Genomic DNA, 21,749 nt, shown 5'->3' with positions numbered 1-21,749 from the left:
CCTACTTTGTCTGCGGATGGTCTACCCTCAATTCGGACTTCTGAACAAGGGGGGACTACTCATGCTCGCGCAACTTCCACCGGCCTTACAGAATCTTCAGCTCCCGCTGCGTCTGCGACTCTGGGATGGCCATGAATTCAACCTGGGCCCCGAGCCCAGTGTGACCATTGTGGTGAAGGACCCCACTGTCGTCACACAGCTGACCCACCCCACGCTCGACTCGCTGGGCGAAGCGTTCGTCGAGGGCAAGCTCGAGCTGGAAGGCTCCATCACCGACGTCATCCGGGTGTGTGACGAGCTGAGTCACGCCCTGATCGACGATGACGAAGACACTCGCCCGGTGCGCTCGATCCACGACAAGGCCACCGATGCGGCGGCCATTTCCTACCATTACGACCTCTCCAATGAGTTCTACCAGCTGTGGCTGGATCAGGACATGGCGTACTCCTGCGGCTATTTCGAAACCGGTAGCGAATCCATCGACCAGGCCCAGCAGGACAAATTTCGCCACCTGTGCCGCAAGTTGCGCTTGCAGCCCGGCGAATACCTGCTGGACGTAGGGTGCGGCTGGGGCGGACTGGCACGGTATGCCGCGCGTGAGTTCGGGGTGAACGTGTTGGGCATCACCCTGAGCAAGGCGCAATTGGCCCTGGCGCGTGAGCGGGTGAAAGCCGAAGGACTGGAGGACCAGGTCGACCTGCAACTGCTCGATTACCGCGACCTGCCCCAGGACGGGCGTTTTGACAAGGTGGTGAGCGTGGGCATGTTCGAACACGTCGGCCATGCCAACCTCACGCAATACTGCAAGACGCTGTTTGGCGCGGTGCGCGAAGGTGGCCTGGTGATGAACCATGGCATCACCGCCAAGCACACCGACGGTCGCCCGGTGGGGCGTGGCGCCGGTGAGTTTATCGGGCGTTATGTGTTCCCCAACGGTGAGCTGCCGCATTTGGCGATGATGACCGCCGAGATCAGTGACGCTGGGCTGGAAGTGGTCGACGTCGAAAGCCTGCGTCTGCACTACGCGCGCACCCTGGACCACTGGAGCGAACGCCTGGAAGACAACCTGGAAGCGGCGGCGCGGATGGTGCCGGAGCAGGCGCTGCGCATCTGGCGCTTGTACCTGGCCGGATGCGCATACGCGTTTGCACGGGGTTGGATCAATCTGCATCAGATTCTTGCGCTCAAGCCCCATGCGGACGGCAGCCATGAACTGCCGTGGACGCGTGACGATATTTATCGAGGATGAGGCAGGTCGTCCCACGAGATATCGCGTGGGTCGACGATGTCATTCGGGTGTATCTGAAAGGTGCCGTGCTGCTTGGGAATGTTCGGGTCTGAAGGCAGGTAGGCTTGCTGCCCGAACGTCATCGCGGGTTTGTCGAAGGTGAGCGTGTGCAGCGCGACGTTGTCGTACCAGTCGGCATGGGGCAGCGAGATGAAGGTCATCTCCCAGGTGCCGCCGTCCACGTGCCCCTTTGTGACGTAGACGCCGTAATGGTTTTCGCCAGGCGAGAGTATTTTGTACACGCCGTTATCGTAGAGAAGCAGCACTGCGTCCGTGAACGGTTTGGCTTCGTAGAGCACGGCGTAGAGCAAATCGATTTTGTAAGTGGGCGCACCCAGTTCCACAGGGATCGTGACAGCGTTGTCTTGCATGGTCTGCGTTCCTTATCGAGGGAGACGGCCTGATTCTAAACCGCCTCTGTGGTGAGCGTGCCTATTGTGGCGAGCGGGCTTGCCCTAATGCCGTTCAGTTAAGCGCAGATTCCCTGTGGCGAGCAGGCTTGTCCTGCGTTGGGCTGCGCAGCAGCCCCAAAGCCAGGCGCTGAGCCGTATCAGGTACACCGCGTTTTGCTTGATTGGGGGCGCTTCGCACCCCAACGCGGGGCAAGCCCGCTCGCCACAACAAGCCCGCTCGCCACGACAGCCCGCTTGCCACAGGGTGTGGTTGCCTGACATTTCAGGCCCCCTCCCACAGGACGTTGGGTTGGCGGTTAGAGAATCGGTGAAATAAGCCGCGCGATCCGCATGCCCAGTTGCTGCAGGCGCCGGGTCTCGCGGCTTTCCGCCAGGCTCATCTCATGGGCCTGGGCGAAATCTTCCAGCAGCATCTGCTCCACCTGTTTGGCGAAGGCCTCGTCAACCGTGAGCAACATCACCTCGAAATTCAGCCGGAAAGAACGGTTGTCCATGTTCGCGCTGCCGATGGCGCTGATTTCGCCGTCCACCAGCACCACTTTCTGGTGCAGAAAACCGGGCGTGTAGCGAAACACCCGCACGCCGGCGCGCACCGCTTCGATGGCGTACAGGCTGGACGCGGCATACACGATGCGATGGTCGGGGCGCGATGGCAGCAGGATGCGCACATCGACGCCGCGCAGTACCGCCAGGCGCAGCGCAGCGAACACGGCTTCGTCGGGGATGAAATACGGGGTGGTGATCCAGACCCGTTCGGTGGCGGCATGGATGGCTTCGACGAAGAACAGCGAGCAGGTTTCATACGGGTCTGCCGGGCCACTGGCGAGCAGTTGGCAGAGCACGCCGTCTTCGGGGTAGGTGTCCGGCAGGATCAGGGGTGGCAACTCCCGCGCGGCCCAGAACCAGTCTTCGGCGAATGACTCCTGCAGGCACGCTACCACCGGGCCGACAACCTGCACGTGAGTATCGCGCCAGGGCGCCAGCGGCGGCTTTTTGCCGAGGTATTCATCACCCACGTTATGCCCGCCCACAAACCCGGTAACGCCATCCACTACCACGATTTTGCGGTGGTTACGGAAGTTGACCTGGAAGCGATTGAGCCAGCCGCTGCGAGTGGCGAACGCCTTGACCTTCACTCCGGCGTCACGCAGCGACTGGACGTAGCGGTGGGGCAGGGCGTGGCTGCCGATGCGGTCATAGAGCACATGGATATCGACCCCTTCGGCGGCCTTCGCCTTGAGCAGGGCGTGCAACTGGCGGCCCAGCGCATCGTCGTGAATGATGAAGAACTGGAACAGCACGGCGGATTTTGCGCCGCGAATGGCGTCGAAAATCGCGCTGAAGGTAGCCTCGCCGTTGATCAGCAGGCGCACCTGGTTATTGGCCAGGCACGGCATGCGTCCCAGTTTGGGCATGGCACGCAGGGAGGTGTAGGCGGCGGAATTGCGCGCGGCCAGGGCCTCCTCGACCCACGGGCGCCAGTTCAGCTCATTGATGGCGGTGTGCATTTCCTGGTTGGCCTGGCGACGCGCCTGGATGTACGCATCGAACGTGCTGCGGCCAAAGATCAGGTAGGGGACAAGCGTGAGGTACGGCATGAACATCAGCGACAGCGCCCAGGCGATCGAGCCTTGAGCGGTGCGCACCGTCAGCACCGCGTGGATCGCGGCGAGTGTCCCGAAAAAATGCAGCGTGGCGATGAAGTAGGCGAGCAGGTGCGGGCCAAAAAAATCCATGAACGGCGATACTCCAGACAATCCAGTGCAGTGCGTAACAGACCATGTTCGGCCACGAATGTCGCTATTTTATTTGCCGTGCAACACTGTCACGTCCGCGGCGTCTAACGCCCACAATTACCCAGGAGTTACCCGATGAAGGCTCGTCTGCTGTGTTTGTCCATGGTTGTTGGTTTGGCGCTGCCGGTGGCGGCACAGGCGCAAATGCTGGCGCCGGGCTTGTGGGAATTGACCACCAGCAATATGAAGGTCGATAACCAGGACCTGCCGGACCTGTCGCTGATCCTCGGTCAGCTCAAGCAACAGATGACCCCCGAACAGCGCGCCATGCTCGAAAAGCAGGGCATTACCATGGCCGGTAAAGGCGTGCAGGTGTGCCTCACGCCCGCCCAGGTGGCGACCGACTCCATCCCGCTGACCGACCCACAATCGGGTTGCAAGCAGCAAATCACCGAGAAGACCGGCAACCAGTGGAAATTCCGCTTCAGTTGCCCGAAAGCTCAAGGCACTGGCGTGGCGACCTTCCAGAGCCAGAAGGCCTTCACCACCACGGTCAACGGCACCTTCAATGCCACCGGCATCCAGCAAAAAGGCAGCCTGGACAGCCACGCCCAATGGCTGGGCAATGACTGCGGCACCGTCAAGCCTCGCGCATAACCGGCTGCGCCTACCTCAGCCTACCTCAGGAAGTGCAGCGGTAAACCCTGGCAGCTCTCGACCACCTGGCCGTTGTGCCACGCCAGGTGACCGGAGACCAGGGTGGTGCTGACGCTGTGGCGAAAGCGGCGCTCGGCGAATGGCGTCCACCAGCATATTGCCGGTGGACGCGCCCATGAACACCTTGACCCCGGCCACTTCGCGCGGGTCCAGAGCCGCCACGGTGTCGAGGTTGTCGTTGCTGACGCCAAAGTGAAAACCATAGTTGGCCACCGAATGCAGGCCGGCGCGGCGTTTCTTGTCGGCCAGCGCTTCGAGGGTCAGCGTGGCCGGACGGGTATTGGGCATGTCCATGAAGCTGGTGATGCCACCGGCCACCGCTGCCCTTGATTCGCTGTAGAAGCTGCCTTTTTCCGGCGCGCCAGGTTCACGAAAGTGCACCTGATCGTCAATCATGCCCGGCAGCAGCCATTGACCCTGAGCGTCAATCGCCAGGGGCGCCTTACAATCCTCGATGCTGCTGGCGATTTTCTCGATGCGGCCATTGGCGACCCATACATCGGCGTCGAATGCCTGGCCTTCGTTCACCAGGCGGGCGTTGCGGATCAACAGGCGGGTCATGGTTCAGAACTCGTTTTGCAGGGCTTTATAACCTCGCACCAGGTCGACGTTGGTACGGGCCACGTCTTCGGAAAACTCCGAGGCGCTGACACTCACCGGCGGGAATTGCGACAGGTCGGTATTCGGTCCGATGCGGGTGGTGGAGGGTACGTAGAACGCGTCGGGCAAATCGCGACCGTCGACCACCGAGTTGTGGCGCACCACGCAGCCGTCGCCGACGACGCAATTGAACAGCACGCTGTTGAAGCCGATAAACACGCGGTCACCCACCGTGCAGGGGCCGTGCACGATGGAGCGGTGCGCGATGGACGTGAACTCGCCGATGGTCACCGCCGCACCGGATTTGGAGTGGATGACCACGCCGTCCTGGATGTTGGAGTTGGCGCCAATGGTGATGGGGTCCATGGCGCCGCTGGCGTCGACTTCGTCGGCGCGGATCACGGCGTAGGGGCCGACGAACACGTTCTCGCCGATGATGACTTTGCCGCAGATGATTGCGGTCTTGTCGACGTAGGCCGATTCGGCAATGACCGGCAGGTCGCCCGAGGGATTTTTACGGATCATGGTTTGCTCAACGCTGCACAAAGCGTGTTGAGGTTGTATTCGAACAACCCGGTGAAGGTGCTGGCAGGGCCTTCGGCGGCCAAGGCGTCTGAGTACAGCGTGCCGCCGATCTGCGCACCGCTTTCGTCAGCGATCTGCTTGAGCAGGCGCGAATCCTTGATGTTTTCCATGAACACGGCCTTGACCTTGTCTTTGCGGATCTGCGTGATCAGCGCAGCCACTTCGGCGGCGGACGGTTCACGCTCGGTGGACAAGCCCTGGGGCGCGAGGAACTGAATACCGTAGGCCTGGCCCAGGTAACCAAAGGCGTCATGGGAGGTGACGATGCGGCGGTTACCCGCAGGCAGTGCGCCGAACTTGGCCTTGGCTTCAGCCAGCAGGCGGTAGATTTCTTTCAGGTAGGCCTGGCTGTTGCGCTGGTAGTCGGCCTGGTTGGCCGGGTCGGCAGCGATCAGGGCCTTGGTGATGTTGTTCACGTAGATTTCGGCATTGGCCAGGTTGTGCCAGGCGTGCGGGTCGGGAATGGTTTCGCCGTCTTCGTCCATGGTGTGGGAAATCACGCCTTTGCTGGCGGTGACCACCGTGGCCTTGGTTTCGGTGCTGGTGATCAGGCGGTCCAGCCACGGCTCGAAGCCCAGGCCGTTCTTGATGATCAGTTTGGCCTTGAGCAGCGCCTTGGCATCATCCGGCGTGGGTTCGTAGGTGTGGGCGTCGGCGTCGGGGCCGACCATGTTGCTGATCTGGATGTGATCGCCACCGATCTGGTGGGTGATGTCATCGAGAATACTGAAGCTGGTGACCACCTGGAGTTTGTCGGCGGCATGGGCCATCGACAGCGGCAGCAGCAGGCTGAACAGCACGAGTAGAGCGCGCATCGGGAAACACCTCATTGGGATGTAAGCAAGGGCGGGCGGCGCAGCAGGCCGTGCACCGGACCAAAGACCACGGACAGCAGATACCCGCCGCCAGCCACCAGCACGATGGCCGGGCCGCTGGGCAGCGAGTAGTAAAACGACAGCAACAAGCCAAGCCATACCGACAGGCATCCCAGCACCGCCGATATTGCGATCAACACCGGCAGGCGCCTGCTCCAGAAACGTGAGGCGATGGCCGGCAGCATCATCAGGCCCACCACCATCAATGCGCCGATGGCCTGGAAGCCGATCACCAGGTTCAGCACCACCAGGGTCAGGAATAAGCCGTGGGCCAGGGGCCCCAGGCGGCTGACGGTTTGCAGGAACAGCGGATCCAGCGTGTCCAGCAGCAGCGGTTTGTAGATCAGTGCCATGGCGAGCAGGCTGAAGCTGGAGACCCAGAGCATGCCGGTGAGGGTGGTTTCGTCCACCGCCAGGGCGGAGCCGAACAACAGGTGCAGCAGGTCCAGGCGTTTGCCGGCGATGCCGAGGATCAGCACGCCGGCGGCGAGGGAGATGGGGTAGATGGCGGCCAGGCTGGCGTCTTCGCGCAGGCCGGTGCGACGGGTGATCCACGCCGACAGGCCGGCCATGCTCAGGCCTGCGCCGAGACCGCCGATGGTCAGCGCGGGCAGGCTCAGCCCGGCGAACCAGAAGCCCAGTGCCGCGCCGGGCAGGATGCCGTGGGCGACGGCGTCACCGATCAGGCTCATACGCCGCAGGATCAGGAACACCCCCAGCGGCGCAGTGCTGCAGGCCAGTACCAGGCCGCCGATGAGGGCGCGACGCATGAACACAAAATCGAGAAACGGCATCCACAGGTGAGCGGCAAAATGCATCAGGCCACCTGCATCTGAGGTTGCGCGCGAATCAGCTCTTTGCTCGAGCCGAACACGCAGCCGTTGCTTTTGATCTGCAGCACCTTCTGGGTGTGATGACGCACCGAGGCCAGGTCGTGGCAAACGACCACCACCGTGCGACCTTCGGCATGCCAGGCGTGAATGTGATTCCAGCACAGCGCCTGGCCTTCTTCGTCGAGGGCGGCGTGGGGCTCGTCGAGCAGCAGCACGGGCGAGTCGGCCAGGCTCATGCGGGCAAGCAGGGCACGTTGCAATTGGCCGCCGGACAACGCCATCAACGGGCGCAGCTCCAGGCCGCTGAGGCACCAGTCTTCGAGCACCGCTTGCAGGCGTTCGCTGCGCTGCGCAGCAGAAAGCCGCGCGCCCCAGAAACCGGCGGCGACCAGTTCCTGCAGGTTGATCGGGAACTGGCGGTCGAGCTGTTGCTGCTGGGGCAGGAACGCCAGGCCGCCACGGCGTGGCACTTCCACGACGACTTTCCCGGCCAGCGGTTTCTGCAAGCCGGCGATGACTTTGAGCAGGCTGCTCTTGCCGCAGCCATTGGGGCCTATGACGCCGGTGAGGCTGCCTTTTTCCAGGGTGAAATCGATGGCGGGTGTGAGCGGTTGGCCGGGGGCGCCCCAGCGCAGGGCAGTGCAGGTGATCATGCAGGGTTTCTCGTCCAGCGGCTTTCGGCCACGGCATCGTGCGCGTGCAGGCTTTCGGCGTGGATCACTTTGAGGTGGAAGGCTTTGACGGCGTCCGAGCGTTTCAAGGCGAGGTTCAGGCGGCGGGCGGCGTCTTCGCAGAACATCAGGTTCTGCCCATTGGCCAGGGCGAAGGCTTGTTCGTCTGCACGCTTTACGGCGGTTTGTACGGCGGTGCCAAGGGCGGCTTCGGCGCCGTTGATCAGGTCGACCAATGGCAGGTGCTCGCCTTGCAGTTCGACATGCAGTTGCGCACTGCTGCGTTGGCTGTGGGGCGTGGCAACGATGCCATTGGCGCTGCCGAGCCAGGTCATTACGGCTTCGTGCTGCAGCGGCTTGTCACCGAAGTCATCAAGAAACTGTCGTTGAATCAACTGCCTGGCGAGGGCAGCGGAGCAAGGGCAGGTTGAGGAGTAACTCACGTCAATTTTTAGTTCCACGTGGAACATCTGATTTTCCAGACGCGCTTCGATGCTCACCGGATAGCTTTTCCAGCCTGCCAGAGGGCTGACCAGGGCCGGGCGTTTGAGCAGCAAATCGGTGTGGATGCGCAGGTAGGCGTTCTTAGATAAATCTTCATGACTGTCGAGAAAGCGCTGCAGTACATTGCGCAGAAGTGCAGGCGTGAGGGTTTGCTGGTCGAGCAGCTCCAGCGCCAGGTACAGGCGTGACATGTGAATGCCACGGGCGGCGCCGTCATCCAGGCTCACGCCGGCGTCGGCGGTGGCAGGCAGACGTTGGCCGTCGAACAGGATGGGCAGGGCGATGCCGCACATGCCCACCCAGTCCAGTGGCATGGCCTGGCGTGAAGCCTGCGCGGCAATATCCGGCAGAGTCAGCGCATTCATGAGCAGGTCCGTCGTTGGAAATATTTAGACATGTTATAGTATAACGACAAGGTCGACGATTAATTTTCTGCTCCAGGTTTTGCTCAGTCATGTCGAGCAGGGACGCTCCTTTATTTGCGGTATAGGTCATGCACAGACGTCAGCTCCTCAACCTGCTCCTGGTCAGCCCGTTATTTACCCTGCCGTTCGCGGCCCACGCCACGCAGATTCGCAACGCCCGCTTGTGGCGCTCGGCAGACAAGCTGCGGCTGGTGTTCGATCTCAGCGGGCCGGTGCAATACAAGACCTTTTCCCTGACTGCCCCGGAGCGCGTGATCATCGACTTGAGCGGCGCCGGTCTGACGGGTGATTTCTCTCAGCTGATGCTGAAGAACAGCGGGATTACCTCGATTCGCTCGGGGCACTTCGGCACCAACGACACACGGATCGTGTTGGACCTGGCCTCACCGATGCAGCTCAACAGCTTCCTGTTACCGCCTCAGGACGGCCAGGGCCATCGCCTGGTGCTGGACCTCAGCGGCATTACCCATGCACCGCGGCAGATCGCCGCCGAACCCGCGCCGTGGGTGGCGCCTGTGGATAAAACCCACCCCCGGCGCGACATCATTGTGGTGGTCGACCCCGGCCATGGCGGCAAGGACCCGGGCGCCGTGGGCTCCAAGGGCCAGCGCGAAAAAGACGTGGTGTTGTCGATTGCCCAACTGCTGGCCAAACGCTTGAAGCGCGAGAAGGGCTTTGACGTGAAGCTGGTGCGCAACGACGACTTCTTCGTGCCCCTGCGCAAGCGCGTGGAGATTGCGCACAAACACAATGCCGACATGTTCATCTCGGTGCATGCGGATGCGGCGCCGCGTATCACCGCGTCGGGCGCCTCGGTGTATGCGTTGTCCGAAGGCGGCGCCACGTCCGCCACCGCGCGGTTCATGGCGCAGCGGGAAAACGGTGCCGACCTGCTGGGCGCCACCAGCCTGCTGAACCTCAAGGACAAGGACCCGATGCTGGCCGGGGTGATTCTCGACATGTCGATGAACGCCACCATCGCGTCCAGCCTGCAACTGGGCCACTCGATCCTGGGCAGCCTGGAGGGTATTACCAGCCTGCATCAAAAGCGCGTGGAACAGGCAGGATTTGCGGTGCTCAAGTCACCTGACGTGCCATCGATCCTGGTGGAAACCGGGTTCATCTCCAACGCACGGGACAGTGCGCGGCTGGTCACGGCGCGTCATCAACAGGCGGTGGCGGATGGGTTGTTCGAGGGCCTGAAAAAATATTTCCAGAAGAACCCGCCCATGAACAGCTACATGGCGTGGGCCCAGGAACAGAAGAACGGCCAGGTCTAGCAGCCGGTTATCCGGCTGCAGGTGAATTTAGCGCTGGCCCCACCTGAACTGGAAAACCGGTTGATCGTCGTCCAGCCCACGCGCCGCGTGTAGCCCACCCACGCCTCGCCATCGGAGGCCAGCCCGGTAAAGAACGTCAGTTGCCCGTAACGGCTGTTGGTCTGTGCCCAGTAACGTTTGCCGATCACCTCGAACCCGCGCAGATACGTGGTGCTGCCCACCGTGGCCACGCTGTAGGCATTGCCCAGCGGATCGACGCAGGCCAGCAGGGTGGCGCTGCGCGTGCAGTTGGCCAGCAGGTTCGGAACCTCGGCACAGGCCGGTCCTGCCGTTGCCAATAACAGGGCGCACACCAGGTATTTCATAAGGTTTCTCGGGAGTGAACAGTGGGCAAGCATTGCGCCCTTCGTCGCCGCAGACAAGGGGATTGGCTTATTTGAGTTGTTATACTATAACATTAAAAGCCAGCCCCACGCGTGAACCGCTGCCCATGACTGAACAAGAACTCCTGGCCCAATCGCCTGACGATTACATGAATGAAGCCCAGCAAAGCTTCTTCCGTGCGTTGTTGATGGCCCAACGCAAGGCGTTGCAAGTGCGCATCGAAGCCGAACTTTTGGTGCTGCGCGAGCAGGAAACCAACAGCGACCCCGCCGATGTGGGCAGTGCCGAAGAACAGCGCCAATGGCAACTGCGCCTGCTGGAGCGGGAAAAGAAGCTGCTGGACAAGATCGACGACGCCTTCGAGTTGCTGGCGCGCGGCGAATACGGCTGGTGCCGGGAAACCGGTGAACCGATCGGCCTGCAACGCTTGCTGCTGCGCCCCACCGCCACCCTGTGTATCGAAGCCAAAGAACGTGAAGAGCTGCGCGAACGCCATAAACGGGCTGTTTGACCGGCCAACCCTGATGAGGAAAACCTGATGCCCAATCGTCTCCCCGTGACCGTGTTGTCCGGCTTTCTCGGCGCCGGTAAAAGCACGCTGCTCAACCATGTCCTGCGCAACCGCGAAAACCTGCGGGTGGCGGTGATCGTCAACGACATGAGCGAAATCAACATCGACGGCAGCGAAGTTCAGCGCGACGTCACCCTCAACCGTTCCGAAGAAAAGCTGGTGGAGATGAGCAATGGCTGCATCTGCTGCACCTTGCGTGAAGACCTGCTCGAAGAAGTCACCAAGCTCGCCAAAGAGGGCCGGTTCGATTACCTGCTGATCGAGTCCACCGGCATTTCCGAACCGCTGCCGGTGGCTGAAACCTTCACTTTTCGCGATGAAAACGACCAAAGCCTGGCGGATATCGCGCGGCTGGACACCATGGTCACCGTGGTTGATGGCATGAACTTCCTGCTCGATTACCAGGCGGCTGAAAGCCTGGCCTCACGCGGCGAAACCCTGGGCGAAGACGACGAGCGCTCCATCACCGACCTGTTGATCGAACAGATCGAATTCGCCGACGTCATCCTGATCAGCAAGATCGACCTGATCAGCAGCCACGAACGCGAAGAGCTGATGGCCATCCTCGAACGCCTGAACGCCCAGGCCGAAATTATCCCGATGGTCATGGGCGACGTGCCGCTGAACAAGATCGTCAACACCGGCCGCTTTGACTTCGAACGCGCAGCCCAGGCCCCAGGCTGGCTGCAGGAGTTGCGCGGCGAGCATGTGCCGGAAACCGAAGAGTACGGCATCGCGTCCACCTCTTACCGCGCGCGTCGCCCGTTTCACCCGCAGCGCTTTTTCGACTTTATCGACCGTCCCTGGGTCAACGGCAAGCTGCTGCGCTCCAAGGGTTTTTTCTGGTTGGCCAGCAAGCATCAGGATGCGGGCAGTTGGTCCCAGGCCGGTGGCTTGATGCGTCACGGTTTTGCCGGACGCTGGTGGCGCTTCGTGCCGAAAAGCCAGTGGCCCGAGGACAAGGAAAGCGTCGCAGCGATCATGGGCAACTGGCAGCTGAGCACCGGCGACTGCCGTCAGGAACTGGTGTTCATTGGGCAGAACATCGATTTCGCACTGATGCGTGCCGAGCTGGATGCCTGTTTGCTCACCGACGAAGAAATGGCCCTGGGCGTCGAAGGATGGCGCGTGTTGGCCGATCCATTTGGCCCCTGGTATGAAGAGGCCGCCTGATGCTTGCGCCGATCATCCAACTGCGTCCCGTAGTGCGCCAGACGCGCGGAGAAACCCCGCTGGCGCTGTCCGATATCCTCGAAGACGGCGTGAACCTGGCGCTGTGGCAGCGTCAGCTGCCGCTGCATATTGCTGAATTCGGGCAGTTGCTGGTGGCGCTCGATGAGCCGCTGGCCGATTCCATGGTCATCGAACTCAGTGATGAAGACGCGATGCCGAACTTGCAGGGCCTGGCGTCCAGTTGCAGCGATCTTGAAGGCTATGAGGGCTTCATCGCCGATGTGTCATGGCTGGTCAGCGCGTTTGCCTGCCTGCTCGGGGCCAAACGCATCGGCGTGCGCCTGCGGCTGCTGGACAAAGCCATGTGCCCGCGCTTTCACGTGGACCATGTGCCGGTGCGGCTGATCACCACCTACGCCGGTATCGGCAGCCAATGGGTGCGCGAGGGCGTGATGGACCGGCGCGCACTCGGCCAGCCGGAGGCCGAACCCAGCGAGCGCATCGAACAGGTCCAGTGCGGCGAAGTGGCCCTGCTCAAAGGCACCCAATGGCATGGCAACGAAGCGCACGGTCTGATTCATCGCTCGCCCGCCCTCAAAGCCGGCGAGCGCCGATTGATCCTGACGCTGGATTGGCTGGCATAACCGCGTAGGATCAAGCGCTTTACACGGCCTGAACGATGCCCACGATGCTGCAGAACATTCCCACCCATGTGATCGCCGGGCCCCTGGGCGCCGGCAAGACCAGCCTGATCAAGCAGCTGCTCGCCCAGCGTCCGGCCAATGAGCGTTGGGCGGTGCTGATCAACGAGTTCGGGCAGATCGGCCTGGACGCTGCCTTGCTCACCCAGGACGACGACGGTATTGCCTTGGGCGAAGTGGCGGGCGGCTGCCTGTGTTGCGTCAATGGTGCGCCGTTTCAGGTAGGCCTTGGCCGCCTGTTGCGCAAGGCCAGGCCGGACCGGTTGTTTATCGAGCCCTCAGGCTTGGGCCACCCGGCGCAGTTGCTCAAACAACTGCGCGAGACGCCGTGGCGGGACGTGCTGGCGGTTCAGCCTTGTGTGCTGGTGCTGGATGCCCAGGCGCTGGCGTCGGGCAAACCCCTGCCGCCTGCGCAGCAGGAGGCATTGGCCAGCGCGGGTCTGTTGGTGTTGAACAAGGATGAGGGGCTGGAAACCGAACAGCGCCAGGCCATCGAACGGCAATTACCCGATTGTGAAGTGTATTGGACGCGCCAGGCGCAACTGCCGATTGAGTATCTGCCCGGTTTGAACACGCAGGCCGAAGCGGCTGTGGATAACGTCGAAGTGCCCAAGGGGTTGGCGCAACTGCCGGCGATCTGGAGCGATCCCGCACTGCCCATCTGCTTGAGCCAGGGCCAGGAGGGCGGCTGGAGCATCGGTTGGCGCTGGCATCCGAGCCAGCGCTTTGACGTTGAGCGCCTGCAGCACTGGCTGTCAGGTTTGGATTGGCGCCGCGCCAAGCTGGTTATCCACAGCACCCAAGGCTGGGTCTCGGCCAACGCTGTGGATAACAGCGTGCTCGTCTGGCAGACCAGCGAATGGCGGCGGGACTCGCGTATCGAATTGATCTTCAGCGAACCTCAGGCAGTCGCCGCGTTGCAGACTGCACTTGCCGCCTGCCGTTATTGACGGTTCTTGGCCGGGTGATCCTGGCGCCATTGGCTCAGCTCGATCACCTCGGCACTGGGCAATGGCTCTTTGGCTTCGAACGGGTAGGGCGCCAGCTCGATTTGCGCGCTGTGAGCGCCGAACTGCGTGATGACACCGGCGTGGCGGGTTTCGCCGGTCACGGTAAATTCAAAATTGTAGATCCGCGCCAGGCGCCGTCGACCGTTGGCGTCCTTCACAAAACCGATGCGCTTGAGCGCCACCGCGCCATCGAGCAGTTCGATGTCGAGCCGGGCGCAATGCTGCTTGACCCGCGCCAGCGCACGCTCGCGCAAGCCGTGGTTGTGCCAGACCCAGGCGGCGCCGGTCGCCAGCAGCATCAACACGAAGATGTTTCCCAGGGTCAGCATGCGATGAACTCCAACAAAGTGAGAGCAGCTTAACTGTGTCGCCGGTCTGTCGTACAGGCTGCGTTTAGTCGCATACTGCGCGGCCGGAATTTCAACGGCTTTATGGACATTTCCTGCATGAAACGTACACCCCATCTGCTTGCGATCCAGTCTCATGTGGTCTTTGGCCACGCCGGAAACAGCGCCGCCGTATTCCCCATGCAGCGGGTCGGGGTGAATGTCTGGCCGCTCAACACGGTGCAGTTCTCCAACCACACCCAGTATGGTCAGTGGGCCGGCGAGGTGCTGGCGCCGCAGCAGATTCCGGCGCTGGTGGAAGGCATTGCGGCGATTGGCGAACTGGGCAACTGCGACGCCATTCTTTCTGGCTACCTGGGCAGCGCCGCTCAGGGCCGCGCGATCCTCACCGGCGTGGCGCGCATCAAGGCGATCAACCCCAAAGCCCTGTACCTGTGCGACCCGGTGATGGGCCATGCGGAGAAAGGCTGCGTCGTGCCTCAGGAGGTCAGTGATTTCTTGCTGGATGAAGCTGCCGCCATGGCCGATTTTCTCTGCCCCAACCAGCTCGAGCTGGACAGCTTTGCCGGGCGCAAGCCGCAGTCATTGTTCGATTGCCTGGCGATGGCCAAGGCCTTGCTGGCGCGCGGGCCAAAGGCGGTGTTGGTCAAGCACCTCGATTACCCGGGCAAGTTGCCGGACGGCTTCGAGATGCTGCTGGTGACCGCCGACGGCAGCTGGCACTTGCGTCGGCCGCTGCTGGCATTCCCGCGCCAACCGGTGGGCGTGGGCGACCTGACCTCGGGGCTGTTCCTGGCGCGGGTGCTGCTGGGCGACAGCTTGCTGGCGGCGTTCGAATTCACCGCTGCGGCGGTGCATGAAGTGCTGCTGGAAACCCAGGCCTGCGCCAGTTACGAGTTGGAGCTGGTGCGGGCCCAGGATCGAATCGCCCACCCGCGCGTGCGGTTTGAGGCCACGCCGATCGGTCTATAAGCACGCAGAAAAATGTGGGAGGGGGCAAGTCCCCTTCCATATTTTGATTCGGTGAGCCTGTCAGCCTTTGATTTCCTGATAGCGCTTTTCCAACTCCTGGCGAATCTGCCGGCGCTGCTGGGCCTGCACGAAGCGGCGCTTGTCTTCGCTGTTCTGCGGTTGCAGCGGCGGCACGGCGGCGGGTTTGCGCTGGTCGTCCACTGCCACCATGGTGAAGAAGCAACTGTTGGTGTGGCGCACCGAGCGTTCGCGGATGTTCTCGGTCACCACCTTGATGCCCACTTCCATCGAGGTATTGCCGGTGTAGTTGACTGACGCGAGGAAGGTCACCAGTTCGCCGACATGAATCGGTTCGCGAAAAATCACCTGGTCGACCGACAAGGTGACTACATAACGGCCGGCATAACGGCTGGCACAAGCGTAGGCCACTTCGTCGAGGTACTTGAGCAATGTGCCGCCGTGGACATTGCCTGAGAAGTTGGCCATGTCTGGGGTCATCAATACCGTCATCGACAGTTGGGCGTTTCCGGGTTCCATAGCACACTCACGGTTGTAGGCATTGGTTGGGGAGGCACCTCTGCGGGTGCTGGAATCATTTGCAGCGCTATCGGTAACGGGACGCCGACGGGCGGCTTGCCGTCACGCCCCGCAGCGATTGTTTCCATATATTGCACCGGCTTTTCACTGGAAGTCGCGGTGTTAACCTTCAAACGCCCATCTCAGGGCATTTCTTACGTTCAAGGTAGACTTTCTTCCGCTCTTGGCGACTGCTCAGCGGCGCGAGCGGAAGTGGGAAAAGCGCCAGTACCCTCAAGGAGCCCCTCGCCATGCACGCCATCAGCTTTATTCAGGACCTGGCCGTGATCATGCTGGTGGCAGGGGTGGTCACCATCCTGTTTCACCGACTCAAGCAGCCGGTGGTACTCGGTTACATCGTCGCCGGCTTCATCATCGGCCCGCACACCCCGCCGTTCGGTCTGATCCATGACGAAGACACCATCAAGACCCTCGCCGAGCTGGGGGTAATCTTCCTGATGTTCTGCCTGGGCCTGGAATTCAGCCTGCGCAAGTTGTTCAAGGTGGGCGCCACGGCGTTTATCGCGGCGTTCCTCGAAATCATCCTGATGATCTGGATCGGCTACGAGATCGGCCAGTGGTTCGACTGGAACACCATGGACTCGCTGTTCCTCGGGGCAATCCTGGCCATTTCCTCGACCACCATCATCGTCAAGGCGCTCAATGACCTGAAGATGAAGAACCAGCGCTTTGCCCAGCTGATTTTCGGCGTGTTGATCGTCGAGGACATCCTGGGTATCGGCATCATCGCCTTGCTGTCGAGCATCGCCGTCAGTGGCACGGTCAGCTCCGGCGAGGTGTTTTCCACGGTCGGCAAGCTCTCGCTGTTCATGATTGTGGCGCTGGTGATCGGCATTCTGCTGGTGCCGCGCTTGCTGGCCTATGTGGCGAGGTTCGAAAGTAACGAAATGCTGCTGATCACCGTGTTGGGCCTGTGTTTCGGCTTCTGCCTGCTGGTGGTCAAGCTGGAATACAGCATGGTGCTGGGGGCGTTCCTGATTGGCGCGATCATGGCCGAGTCCCGCCAGTTGATTAAGATCGAGCGCCTGATCGAGCCGGTTCGCGACATGTTCAGCGCTATCTTCTTCGTAGCGATCGGCTTGATGATCGACCCGCAGATCCTGCTCCAATACGCCTGGCCGATCGCGGTGATCACCGTGGCGGTGGTGCTGGGGAAGATGCTGTCCTGCGGCCTCGGGGCGTTTATTGCCGGCAATGACGGCCGCACCTCACTGCGCGTGGGCATGGGGCTGTCACAGATTGGTGAGTTTTCCTTCATCATCGCCGCGCTGGGGATGACGTTGCAGGTAACCAGCGACTTTCTTTACCCGGTGGCGGTGGCCGTCTCGGTGATCACCACCTTGCTCACGCCCTACCTGATTCGCAGTGCCGACCCGCTTTCACTGAAGATTGCCGCCGTAATGCCCACGCGCTTGAGCCGGGTGTTTGGCCTGTACGGCGAGTGGTTGCGCAGTATCCAGCCGCAAGGCGAGGGCGCGATGCTGGCGTCGATGATCCGCAAGATCATCCTGCAGGTGGGGGTGAACCTGGCGCTGGTGATTGCGATTTTCTTCACCGGCAGTTTTTTTGCGGCGCGCATCGGAGGTTATCTGGAAGGCTGGATCAGCGATCCAAGCTGGCAGAAGGCTCTGATCTGGGGTGGGGCGTTGCTGCTGTCGCTGCCGTTTCTGATTGCGGCGTACCGCAAGCTCAAGGCACTGTCGATGTTGCTGGCCGAGATGAGCGTGAAGCCGGAGATGGCCGGGCGGCATACCCAGCGTGTGCGACGGGTGATCGCGGAGCTGATTCCGATTCTGTCGCTGTTGGTGATTTTCGTGCTGCTGGCAGCTTTGTCAGCCAGCATTTTGCCGACCAATAAGTTGCTGGTGTTGATTGCCGTGGTGACGGCGGCGGTGGCAGCGGTGCTCTGGCGCTGGTTCATCCGCGTGCATACGCGGATGCAGGTGGCGTTGCTGGAGACGCTGGATAACCATAAGGATACGTCGGAGCACTGAGGATGCGCTGAGTATCCAATGTGGGAGGGGCTTGCTCCCGATGTCAGTGTGTCAGTCACTGAGGGTGTTGACTGATCCACCGCTATCGGGAGCAGGCCCCCTCCCACATTTGAATCGGCTTGGCTGTGCCCATGCAGTCGCGATCAGCTTTCCAGCCAGACGTCCCGCGCCCAGTGCCACACCGATTCCCAGGTTTCTTCCTGGACCAGTTCTTCTTCAGCGGACCACAGCACCACAGTGCCGTCTTCCTCGACGCAGTAATAGTCGTCGCCGTCCTGACAGATCGGGATCAGGCTGCGGTCCACGCCGGCATCCCAGGCGTTGGCCGCCACTTCCGGAAGGTAGGTGTGCGATTGGGGGTCGGTGACGGTCACCGGCTCCAGGCTGCCGTACACCACGTCGCTGACGGTGAGCAGGAATTCGCGGAAGACGAACGGGATGTCGATGAACAGTTGTTCCTCGATTTCCACCAGTTGGTCTTCGTCAGGCAGTTCCAGAGGAACCGGTACGGGCTCGTTGGCTTCACGCAATTGTTCGATGATTTCTTCCACGGCCGGGATCCTCTTGCTAGATGGCGCGGTTAATAGGGGCGTTTTATACAGTAGCTCGCTATAAGTGCAACCGTGAAATAGAAAACCCCGGACAAGTCCGGGGTTTTTTATTACCGCATGCTCAAGCGTGCGGGTATCAGCTGTTCTGGCGGATACCGGCGACCAGCCATGGCTGGTTCTCGCCCTGTGGACGTTCCATGTTCCAGCTTTCGCTGAACGCTTCGCCCTGGTCGAAGCGCGAGGTCTTCGACACACCGCTGAAGGTCAGGGTGGCGATGGTCTTGTCGGCGCGATCATCCACACCGTCCAGCTGGACGCGCAGGTCGTCGATGTAGGTCGACTGGAACGCATCGCCAATCTCGGCACGTTCGCGCTTGAGGAACTCCAGCAGTTGCGGGGTCACGAACTCGGCGATCTTGTCCATTTCGTTGGCGTCCCAGTGCTGCTGCAGGGACTGGAAGTGGCTGCGGGCCGCTTCGACGAAACGCTCCTCGTTGAACCAGGCCGGTGCATTGATCACCGGACGAGCGGGAGCCTGTGCTGCCGAACCACCGAAGATCGAACCCATTGCCGCAGGCTTCTGCTCGAAGACTTCACGCTGCATCGGCGCGCCGGCCGGGGCCATATGCTCCTGCTGCTTGCGGCGACGGGCGGCGATGAAGCGGAAGATCACAAAGGCGATGACCGCCAGGATCAGGATGTCGAAAATCTGCATGCCCTGGAAGCCGCCGCCCATGAACATGGAGGCCAGCAGGCCACCGGCTGCGATGCCGGCCAGAGGGCCGAGCCAGCGCGACGCACCGCCGGCTTTGGCAGCAGCGCCAGCAGCACCGGCTGCACCTGCGGTAGCTGCAGCACCGCCGGCACCCGCGGAAGGAGCCATTTGGCTGGTTTGGTGAGTCGGTGCCGAGCCCATGCTTTTGCCGCCACCGAAGCGTTTGGCGTTAGCGTCGATGCTCATCGTCAAACCGATGCACAACGCCATGGCGATGCTAAGAAAACGTTTCATAAAGGGAATTCCCATTTGTGGATTGCACGCGCGCCATGTTGCACAGGTGTTGTGGCAGTGGCTAGCGGCAGAGTGTTTCGGGCTTTTGCGTAGGACCTATTCCGAAGGGTCTGTAGGACTAGTTACAGATATTGGCCCGCGCTCGTTAAAAACAAGGGCGGACCAACAGCCTTCATGTAGGCAAATGTGTCAGACCGCCTCGAGCTTGGCATAACCCATCATCAGCCACTTGCTGCCTTCGGCGAAGTTCACCTGCACCCGAGCCTGGGCGCCGGCGCCTTCGAAGTTGAGGATCACCCCTTCGCCGAAAATCGAATGCCGCACCTGCTGGCCTAGACTGAACTGGGTTTCGGGAATCTCGGACCCTGCAAACAGGGTGCTGCTGTTCTGTTGCTGGCCACCGCCGAACGGGCGGCTGACGCTGTTGGACAGGCGCACTTCCTGAATCAGCCCCTTCGGCACTTCACGTACGAAGCGCGACACCTTGTTGTAGGTCTCGCTGCCATACAGGCGCCGGGTCTCGGCGTAGGTCATCACCAGGTTCTGCATCGCCCGGGTGATGCCCACATAGGCCAGACGGCGCTCCTCCTCAAGGCGGCCCGGCTCTTCCAGGCTCATCTTGTGCGGGAACAGACCCTCTTCCATGCCCACCAGGAACACATACGGAAACTCCAGACCCTTGGCGCTGTGCAAGGTCATCAGTTGGACGCTGTCTTCATGCTCGTCGGCCTGCGTGTCGCCGGCCTCCAATGAGGCATGACCGAGGAACGCGGCGAGCGGTGTAAGGTCTTCTTCGGTCTCGGCATTTTCGAACGCCCGCGCGGCGCTGACCAGTTCCTCAAGGTTTTCTACCCGGGCCTGGCCTTTCTCGCCTTTTTCCGCTTCGTGATAGGCGATCAGCCCGGACTGTTCGATCACGGTCTGGGTCATCAGGTGCAGGGGCATTTCCATGCACTTGGCGGCGAGGGTCTCGATCAGCTCGACAAACCCGCCCAATGCCCCGGCCGCACGGCCGGTCAGGCCTTTATTGGCGATCAGCAAGCGCATGGCTTCCCACATCGATACATCGGCGTGGCGCGCATGGTCGCGGATCGCTTCAACGGTTTTTTCACCGATGCCACGCGTCGGGATATTGATCACCCGCTCCAGCGCCGCATCGTTGCCACGGCCTTCCAGCAGACGCAGGTAGGCCATGGCGTTCTTGATTTCCGCGCGCTCGAAGAAGCGCTGGCCGCCATAGATGCGGTACGGGATACGTTCGCGCAGCAAGGCTTCTTCCAGCACCCGCGACTGGGCGTTGGAGCGATAGAGAATGGCGATGTCGCTGCGCGCCAGGCCGGTTTTCAGCGCGCTTTCGATGGTTTCCACCACGTAGCGCGCTTCATCGTGCTCGTTGAACGCGGCGTACAGGTTGATCGCTTCGCCTTCGCCGCCGTCTGTCCACAGCTCTTTGCCCAGGCGCCCGGTGTTGTTGGCGATCAAGGCATTGGCGGCTTTGAGGATACCGGCGGTGGAGCGGTAGTTCTGCTCCAGGCGGATGGTGGCCGCGTCCGGGAAGTCATCGGAATACTGGTAGATGTTCTCGATTTTCGCGCCGCGCCAGCCATAGATCGACTGATCGTCGTCGCCCACTACCATCAGGCTGTCACCGCCCTTGGCCAGCAGGCGCAACCAGGCGTACTGCACGGCGTTGGTGTCCTGGAACTCGTCCACCAGAATGTGGCGAAAGCGTTTCTGGTAATGCGCCAGCAGGCCCGGGTTGTCGCGCCACAGGTCGAGGGCGCGCAACAGCAATTCGGAGAAGTCGATCACGCCGGCACGCAGGCAGGCGGCCTCGTAGGCTTCATAAACGCTGCGCATGGTGGCCAGGAACAGATCGCCGCTGGCTTGAATATGCTGCGGGCGCAGGCCTTCGTCTTTCTGGCCGTTGATAAACCACTGCGCCTGGCGCGCGGGCCAGCGCTGTTCGTCCAGGCCCAGTTCGCGCATCACCCGCTTGACCAGGCGTTGCTGGTCGTCGCTGTCGAGAATCTGGAAGGTCTGGCTCAGGCCCGCTTCCTGCCAGTGCGCGCGCAACAGGCGGTGCGCCAGGCCGTGGAAGGTGCCCACCCACATGCCGGCCGGGCTGATGCCCATCAACTGCTCGATGCGGTGGCGCATCTCGGCAGCCGCCTTGTTGGTGAAAGTCACCGACAGGATGGAGTGCGGCGACGCGTTCTCGACCTGGATCAACCAGGCGATACGGTGCACCAGCACTCGGGTTTTACCGGAGCCAGCACCGGCCAGGACCAACTGACGGCCAACGGGGGCGGCTACGGCCTGGCGTTGGGCATCGTTGAGGGAGTTCAGCAGAAGGGAGAGATCATCGCGCATCGACGCATTCTAGGGTGCCGGGGGGAGTCGGGCAAATCCCAATGCCGCTCGGTCGACGGAAAACCTGCGGCGCGCTGTGGTCCGGTAAACATTCTTTCGCATGGGATGACCGGTAAGTCATGGCCACAGCCCGCGCTGCG

At 61.7% G+C, this 21,749-nt stretch carries 22 protein-coding genes and 1 pseudogene; 9 read left to right on the top strand and 14 right to left on the bottom strand.

The features are described from left to right. The first annotated feature begins 61 nt into the window (after positions 1 to 61). Positions 62 to 1,249 carry a C17 cyclopropane fatty acid synthase CfaB gene (cfaB, locus tag RHM60_RS16300; RefSeq protein ID WP_209986631.1) on the top strand — a complete coding sequence of 396 codons (1,188 nt, stop codon included), beginning with the start codon at positions 62 to 64 and terminating at the stop codon, positions 1,247 to 1,249. On the opposite strand, the gene RHM60_RS16295 is transcribed toward cfaB, so the two are convergent. Further along, the gene (locus tag RHM60_RS16295; protein ID WP_231422254.1) at positions 1,237 to 1,659 is read right to left on the bottom strand and encodes a hypothetical protein; all 423 of its coding nucleotides are present in this window, start codon (positions 1,657 to 1,659) and stop codon (positions 1,237 to 1,239) included. The genes cfaB and RHM60_RS16295 overlap by 13 nt on opposite strands. 338 nt (positions 1,660 to 1,997) lie before the next feature. Further along, the gene (gene cls, locus RHM60_RS16290; RefSeq protein ID WP_231422255.1) at positions 1,998 to 3,437 is read right to left on the bottom strand and encodes a cardiolipin synthase; all 1,440 of its coding nucleotides are present in this window, start codon (positions 3,435 to 3,437) and stop codon (positions 1,998 to 2,000) included. A 135-nt stretch (positions 3,438 to 3,572) separates the two neighbouring features. On the opposite strand from cls, the gene RHM60_RS16285 reads away from it, so the two are divergent. After that, entirely contained in the window at positions 3,573 to 4,094 is a 522-nt protein-coding gene (locus RHM60_RS16285) for a DUF3617 domain-containing protein (RefSeq protein ID WP_015373352.1), read from the top strand. A gap of 144 nt (positions 4,095 to 4,238) precedes the next feature. Here RHM60_RS16285 and RHM60_RS16280 read toward each other — a convergent pair. The 6 genes and pseudogenes from RHM60_RS16280 to folE2 form a co-directional block, all read right to left on the bottom strand. Then, positions 4,239 to 4,715 (bottom strand): annotated as a pseudogene (locus RHM60_RS16280) (dihydroorotase); the annotation flags it as partial. 3 nt (positions 4,716 to 4,718) lie between these two features. Then, complete coding sequence (locus tag RHM60_RS16275; protein WP_003231797.1) at positions 4,719 to 5,279, bottom strand: DapH/DapD/GlmU-related protein; 561 nt, start codon at positions 5,277 to 5,279, stop codon at positions 4,719 to 4,721. After that, a complete protein-coding gene (locus tag RHM60_RS16270; protein WP_231422257.1) occupies positions 5,276 to 6,154 on the bottom strand; it encodes a metal ABC transporter substrate-binding protein in 879 nt (292 codons plus the stop codon). The genes RHM60_RS16275 and RHM60_RS16270 overlap by 4 nt, the downstream gene beginning before the upstream one ends. Positions 6,155 to 6,165: 11 nt before the next feature. After that, positions 6,166 to 7,032, bottom strand: a complete 867-nt coding sequence (locus RHM60_RS16265) for a metal ABC transporter permease (RefSeq protein ID WP_003231793.1) — start codon at positions 7,030 to 7,032, stop codon at positions 6,166 to 6,168. Then, a complete protein-coding gene (locus RHM60_RS16260; RefSeq protein ID WP_322212215.1) occupies positions 7,032 to 7,700 on the bottom strand; it encodes a metal ABC transporter ATP-binding protein in 669 nt (222 codons plus the stop codon). The genes RHM60_RS16265 and RHM60_RS16260 overlap by 1 nt, the downstream gene beginning before the upstream one ends. Next, positions 7,697 to 8,587, bottom strand: a complete 891-nt coding sequence (folE2, locus tag RHM60_RS16255; protein WP_322212214.1) for a GTP cyclohydrolase FolE2 — start codon at positions 8,585 to 8,587, stop codon at positions 7,697 to 7,699. Before folE2 ends, RHM60_RS16260 begins: the two co-directional genes overlap by 4 nt. Before the next feature lie 128 nt (positions 8,588 to 8,715). Here folE2 and RHM60_RS16250 point away from each other — a divergent pair, with 128 nt between their 5' ends. After that, the gene (locus tag RHM60_RS16250; RefSeq protein WP_209986608.1) at positions 8,716 to 9,927 is read left to right on the top strand and encodes an N-acetylmuramoyl-L-alanine amidase; all 1,212 of its coding nucleotides are present in this window, start codon (positions 8,716 to 8,718) and stop codon (positions 9,925 to 9,927) included. Here RHM60_RS16250 and RHM60_RS16245 read toward each other — a convergent pair. Then, a complete protein-coding gene (locus tag RHM60_RS16245) occupies positions 9,924 to 10,292 on the bottom strand; it encodes a glutamine synthetase (RefSeq protein ID WP_209986605.1) in 369 nt (122 codons plus the stop codon). The two genes, RHM60_RS16250 and RHM60_RS16245, sit on opposite strands and share 4 nt — an antisense overlap. A 125-nt stretch (positions 10,293 to 10,417) precedes the next feature. Between RHM60_RS16245 and dksA the strand changes: the two genes are divergently transcribed. The 4 genes from dksA to RHM60_RS16225 are packed head-to-tail and all read left to right on the top strand — an operon-like array spanning position 10,418 to position 13,706. Further along, positions 10,418 to 10,822, top strand: coding sequence for an RNA polymerase-binding protein DksA (gene dksA / locus RHM60_RS16240; protein ID WP_322212213.1), 405 nt, complete (start codon positions 10,418 to 10,420; stop codon positions 10,820 to 10,822). Between the two features lie 27 nt (positions 10,823 to 10,849). Continuing rightward, entirely contained in the window at positions 10,850 to 12,055 is a 1,206-nt protein-coding gene (zigA, locus tag RHM60_RS16235) for a zinc metallochaperone GTPase ZigA (RefSeq protein WP_322212212.1), read from the top strand. After that, positions 12,055 to 12,699 (top strand): DUF1826 domain-containing protein, encoded by a 645-nt coding sequence (locus RHM60_RS16230; RefSeq protein WP_322212211.1) that lies wholly within the window; start codon positions 12,055 to 12,057, stop codon positions 12,697 to 12,699. The genes zigA and RHM60_RS16230 overlap by 1 nt, the downstream gene beginning before the upstream one ends. A 44-nt stretch (positions 12,700 to 12,743) precedes the next feature. Continuing rightward, the gene (locus tag RHM60_RS16225) at positions 12,744 to 13,706 is read left to right on the top strand and encodes a CobW family GTP-binding protein (RefSeq protein WP_322214631.1); all 963 of its coding nucleotides are present in this window, start codon (positions 12,744 to 12,746) and stop codon (positions 13,704 to 13,706) included. Here the strand turns inward: RHM60_RS16225 and RHM60_RS16220 are convergent. Next, positions 13,700 to 14,095, bottom strand: a complete 396-nt coding sequence (locus tag RHM60_RS16220) for a DUF3301 domain-containing protein (protein WP_209986594.1) — start codon at positions 14,093 to 14,095, stop codon at positions 13,700 to 13,702. The two genes, RHM60_RS16225 and RHM60_RS16220, sit on opposite strands and share 7 nt — an antisense overlap. Positions 14,096 to 14,212: 117 nt before the next feature. On the opposite strand from RHM60_RS16220, the gene pdxY reads away from it, so the two are divergent. After that, entirely contained in the window at positions 14,213 to 15,085 is an 873-nt protein-coding gene (gene pdxY, locus RHM60_RS16215) for a pyridoxal kinase PdxY (protein WP_209986591.1), read from the top strand. A gap of 60 nt (positions 15,086 to 15,145) precedes the next feature. Here pdxY and RHM60_RS16210 read toward each other — a convergent pair whose 3' ends face one another. Then, positions 15,146 to 15,622 carry an acyl-CoA thioesterase gene (locus RHM60_RS16210; protein ID WP_028618540.1) on the bottom strand — a complete coding sequence of 159 codons (477 nt, stop codon included), beginning with the start codon at positions 15,620 to 15,622 and terminating at the stop codon, positions 15,146 to 15,148. 290 nt (positions 15,623 to 15,912) lie between these two features. Here RHM60_RS16210 and RHM60_RS16205 point away from each other — a divergent pair, with 290 nt between their 5' ends. Further along, positions 15,913 to 17,676 (top strand): cation:proton antiporter, encoded by a 1,764-nt coding sequence (locus RHM60_RS16205; RefSeq protein ID WP_209986588.1) that lies wholly within the window; start codon positions 15,913 to 15,915, stop codon positions 17,674 to 17,676. Positions 17,677 to 17,819: 143 nt separating this feature from the next. Here the strand turns inward: RHM60_RS16205 and RHM60_RS16200 are convergent, their stop codons facing one another. From RHM60_RS16200 to uvrD, 3 genes are all read right to left on the bottom strand, one after another. Further along, positions 17,820 to 18,227 (bottom strand): SMI1/KNR4 family protein, encoded by a 408-nt coding sequence (locus RHM60_RS16200; protein WP_209986585.1) that lies wholly within the window; start codon positions 18,225 to 18,227, stop codon positions 17,820 to 17,822. 136 nt (positions 18,228 to 18,363) lie between these two features. Continuing rightward, on the bottom strand, positions 18,364 to 19,236 hold the full coding sequence (locus tag RHM60_RS16195; protein ID WP_209986582.1) for a Tim44 domain-containing protein: 873 nt from the start codon (positions 19,234 to 19,236) through the stop codon (positions 18,364 to 18,366). Between the two features lie 189 nt (positions 19,237 to 19,425). Then, the gene (uvrD, locus tag RHM60_RS16190) at positions 19,426 to 21,609 is read right to left on the bottom strand and encodes a DNA helicase II (RefSeq protein ID WP_209986578.1); all 2,184 of its coding nucleotides are present in this window, start codon (positions 21,607 to 21,609) and stop codon (positions 19,426 to 19,428) included. Positions 21,610 to 21,749 lie beyond the last annotated feature (140 nt).

Source organism: Pseudomonas sp. MH9.3, assembly GCF_034354675.1.
Taxonomy (GTDB): domain Bacteria; phylum Pseudomonadota; class Gammaproteobacteria; order Pseudomonadales; family Pseudomonadaceae; genus Aquipseudomonas.
The sequence above is the reverse complement of the archived record's forward strand: the minus strand, read 5'-3'. Positions and strand labels throughout refer to the sequence as shown.

What these genes read in the sequence shown, in the direction of transcription:
- RHM60_RS16260 (WP_322212215.1), bottom strand. Translation starts at nt 7,700, where the DNA reads ATGATCACCTGCACTGCCCTGCGCTGGGGCGCCCCCGGCCAACCGCTC.
- zigA (WP_322212212.1), top strand. Translation starts at nt 10,850, where the DNA reads ATGCCCAATCGTCTCCCCGTGACCGTGTTGTCCGGCTTTCTCGGCGCC.
- RHM60_RS16245 (WP_209986605.1), bottom strand. Translation starts at nt 10,292, where the DNA reads ATGAAATACCTGGTGTGCGCCCTGTTATTGGCAACGGCAGGACCGGCC.
- pdxY (WP_209986591.1), top strand. Translation starts at nt 14,213, where the DNA reads ATGAAACGTACACCCCATCTGCTTGCGATCCAGTCTCATGTGGTCTTT.
- uvrD (WP_209986578.1), bottom strand. Translation starts at nt 21,609, where the DNA reads ATGCGCGATGATCTCTCCCTTCTGCTGAACTCCCTCAACGATGCCCAA.
- RHM60_RS16285 (WP_015373352.1), top strand. Translation starts at nt 3,573, where the DNA reads ATGAAGGCTCGTCTGCTGTGTTTGTCCATGGTTGTTGGTTTGGCGCTG.
- RHM60_RS16265 (WP_003231793.1), bottom strand. Translation starts at nt 7,032, where the DNA reads ATGCATTTTGCCGCTCACCTGTGGATGCCGTTTCTCGATTTTGTGTTC.
- RHM60_RS16295 (WP_231422254.1), bottom strand. Translation starts at nt 1,659, where the DNA reads ATGCAAGACAACGCTGTCACGATCCCTGTGGAACTGGGTGCGCCCACT.
- RHM60_RS16195 (WP_209986582.1), bottom strand. Translation starts at nt 19,236, where the DNA reads ATGAAACGTTTTCTTAGCATCGCCATGGCGTTGTGCATCGGTTTGACG.
- RHM60_RS16230 (WP_322212211.1), top strand. Translation starts at nt 12,055, where the DNA reads ATGCTTGCGCCGATCATCCAACTGCGTCCCGTAGTGCGCCAGACGCGC.
- cfaB (WP_209986631.1), top strand. Translation starts at nt 62, where the DNA reads ATGCTCGCGCAACTTCCACCGGCCTTACAGAATCTTCAGCTCCCGCTG.
- RHM60_RS16270 (WP_231422257.1), bottom strand. Translation starts at nt 6,154, where the DNA reads ATGCGCGCTCTACTCGTGCTGTTCAGCCTGCTGCTGCCGCTGTCGATG.
- RHM60_RS16275 (WP_003231797.1), bottom strand. Translation starts at nt 5,279, where the DNA reads ATGATCCGTAAAAATCCCTCGGGCGACCTGCCGGTCATTGCCGAATCG.
- cls (WP_231422255.1), bottom strand. Translation starts at nt 3,437, where the DNA reads ATGGATTTTTTTGGCCCGCACCTGCTCGCCTACTTCATCGCCACGCTG.
- RHM60_RS16250 (WP_209986608.1), top strand. Translation starts at nt 8,716, where the DNA reads ATGCACAGACGTCAGCTCCTCAACCTGCTCCTGGTCAGCCCGTTATTT.
- folE2 (WP_322212214.1), bottom strand. Translation starts at nt 8,587, where the DNA reads ATGAATGCGCTGACTCTGCCGGATATTGCCGCGCAGGCTTCACGCCAG.
- dksA (WP_322212213.1), top strand. Translation starts at nt 10,418, where the DNA reads ATGACTGAACAAGAACTCCTGGCCCAATCGCCTGACGATTACATGAAT.
- RHM60_RS16225 (WP_322214631.1), top strand. Translation starts at nt 12,744, where the DNA reads ATGCTGCAGAACATTCCCACCCATGTGATCGCCGGGCCCCTGGGCGCC.
- RHM60_RS16205 (WP_209986588.1), top strand. Translation starts at nt 15,913, where the DNA reads ATGCACGCCATCAGCTTTATTCAGGACCTGGCCGTGATCATGCTGGTG.
- RHM60_RS16210 (WP_028618540.1), bottom strand. Translation starts at nt 15,622, where the DNA reads ATGGAACCCGGAAACGCCCAACTGTCGATGACGGTATTGATGACCCCA.
- RHM60_RS16220 (WP_209986594.1), bottom strand. Translation starts at nt 14,095, where the DNA reads ATGCTGACCCTGGGAAACATCTTCGTGTTGATGCTGCTGGCGACCGGC.